Genomic DNA, 2269 nt, shown 5'->3' on the forward strand with positions numbered 1-2269 from the left:
GCCGTTCGGGACGAGTGCGCGTGAGGGAGCCCCCGGTGTGCCGAGGCGCGCTGGTTGTCGCGGGTCAGGACGTTGGTGGCGGCGCGTAGTGGTGGGCGAGATCGGTGGCGAGGTCGCGGAGGTGAGCCCTGGCTTCGGTGGGGCCGTGCACAGTGACGGCGCTCCCGAACGGCAGCAGTGCTCGCACGTCCTCCAGGTGCAGGAAGCGGATCGTCACCTTGCGGCCGGTGGCGGATTCTTCGTGGTCATGGTCGTGGTCATGGTCATGGTCGTCCGGGACGAGTCGTTGGCCGAAGATCCGTTGCGCTCGCTCGATCTGGGTCTGGTCGATGGTGGCGCTGACCTCTATCGCGTGGTTGTGCTCCCACTGATCGACGAGCGCCGCCGCGACGGTGGCCAGGGTCTGGCTCTCGCGGATCCGTCGTGGCTGGTCGACTTCATTCCACGTCGTGATCCGTTCGAGTCGGTACATCCGTGGCACTCGGGCACGGTCGGCGACGAGGTACCAGATACCGGCCTTGGCGAACAGCCCGTAGGGATCCACGACCAGGTCGCGTGGGCATGGCTCGCGTGGGCTGTCGTACTCGATCCGTAGCCGGTGACCTCGCCGCACCGCGCCGATCAGCGAAGCCGGAGTCGTGCCGGAAGCTCGTGCCTGGAGCCAGGGGCGGCTGTCCACGTGCACCACGTCGGTGAGCGGCGGGAGTTCATGAACTCGACGTGGCTGTGCGGCGGCGATCTTGGAGAGCGCGCGCCGGCTTTCGACCGATGCGTCGAGCTCCGCACGTTGCCTCTCGTCCAGCCCGGTGAGCGACAGCTGATCACGCTCGCCCGGTGTGAGCCGCGTGAGGTCGAGCCCGGACCCGGGCAGCATGGTCACGCCTCCGAGGCGGCCCCGTTGCGCGGTCACCGGCAGACCGGCGTCACGGAGCCAGTTCAGGTCTCGGGTGATGGTTCGAAGGGACACCCCGAGCGCCGAGGCGAGTTCCTGTGTGGTCACGGCACCCCTCGATCCGAGGAGCAGCATCAGGGAGAAGAAGCGGTCCGGGGTCACACGCCAATTTTTTCAGGAATTGCGACACGATGCGGCGCATATCCCGGTCAGGCTGGCGGATGCGCCCCCCCACCTGCGAGAAGGAACAACCATGACCACCACATCCGTCGTGTCCATCGTCTACGTGAACGACGCTCCCGCCGCGGCTCGTTTCTACGGTGACCTCCTCGGCATGAGCCCCTCGTTCGAGACGTCGGGATACATCACCTTCGACCTCGGGCCGGGCGCTGACCTCGGTCTGTGGTCCGGCCGGTTCGAGGATCTGTCACCAGACGTCCCGCGCACCAGTGAGGTGTGCGTGGCCATCGACGGTGGACCCGACGAGCTCAACGCGACCTTCGAGCAGTGGAGTTCCAAGGGGGTCACGATCCTGCGCGAGCCTCATGACGCGGGGTTCGGGCTGACCTTCCTCGCAGCCGATCCTGACGGGAACCGTATCCGCGTCGCACCGAAGGACTGAGTCGCACCGAAGGACTGAAATGCCGCAATGCGGCAGGCGCGCACGACAGTGTCACGCCTGCCGCCGAAAAAGGCTGGCCGCGTGGCGCACCGGCGAGCCAGGATCTGACCCGTGACACGTCATGCCCACGAGGATGCGGAACCGCGGACCCTGGTCCGCCGCTATGTGACGCCCGAGCGCCGCTACCTGAAGCTCGGCGGCAGCCTGCTGCGCATGCGAAGTCCCGAGTACGACCGATTCGTGCGGGATCTCGGTGAGGACGCGGGACTCATCACCGCGCAGGAGATCGCCGTCCTCCTCGATGGCGGATGGCGGGAGCGGAGGACTGCCGCATGGCTCATCGCCGTCTCCCGCCGGACCGAGTTCCGTGAGCGCCTCGGGGAGATTCTGCTGGCCAGCGAGTTCTGCTGCGCCGGCCTGGCCTATTGCGTGACCCTGGCCGGCTTCGGCACGCCGCGCGACGCTGAACTGCTCGCCGCCTACCTCGACCGCTACCTTCGCCGCCCCGACCTCGCATACGACCAGACCGTCGTCATGGGCGCGCTCATGTACACCGACCTGAATCTCGGAGGCGACCGAGCCGCGCGTTTCCTGGGCTCGGGCGGCTTGTGGCACCAATGGCTCCAGGACGCGTCCCACATGCAGGACACCACGGACCCCGCCACCCACCTGAACCTGATCCGCCAGCTCTGCGCCGTCGTCGACAGGTGCGCTTGCACCCGGTCGTAGTGGTCCGCGCGCGGGTGCCGTAGCCC

The 2269-nt window shown here is 67.8% G+C and carries 3 protein-coding genes; 2 read left to right on the plus strand and 1 reads right to left on the minus strand.

Annotation, left to right across the window (positions count from 1 at the left end):
• Positions 1-64: 64 nt before the first annotated feature.
• A complete protein-coding gene (locus tag ACNFOC_RS53435) occupies positions 65-1054 on the minus strand; it encodes a helix-turn-helix transcriptional regulator (RefSeq protein WP_416966175.1) in 990 nt (329 codons plus the stop codon).
• A 91-nt stretch (positions 1055-1145) separates the two neighbouring features.
• Between ACNFOC_RS53435 and ACNFOC_RS53440 the strand changes: the two genes are divergently transcribed.
• Together ACNFOC_RS53440 and ACNFOC_RS53445 are read left to right on the plus strand one after the other, a co-directional pair.
• Positions 1146-1514: a VOC family protein gene (locus ACNFOC_RS53440; protein ID WP_416966176.1), complete on the plus strand. Its 369-nt coding sequence runs from the start codon at positions 1146-1148 to the stop codon at positions 1512-1514.
• A 111-nt stretch (positions 1515-1625) separates the two neighbouring features.
• Complete coding sequence (locus ACNFOC_RS53445; RefSeq protein ID WP_416966177.1) at positions 1626-2243, plus strand: DUF6000 family protein; 618 nt, start codon at positions 1626-1628, stop codon at positions 2241-2243.
• Positions 2244-2269 lie beyond the last annotated feature (26 nt).

Origin of the sequence: Streptomyces colwelliae, from assembly GCF_048158785.1 — a bacterium.
Lineage (GTDB): Bacteria > Actinomycetota > Actinomycetes > Streptomycetales > Streptomycetaceae > Streptomyces.

Excerpts from the sequence above, each read along its gene's own strand:
- ACNFOC_RS53440 (WP_416966176.1), top strand. The coding sequence starts at position 1,146 with ATGACCACCACATCCGTCGTGTCCATCGTCTACGTGAACGACGCTCCC.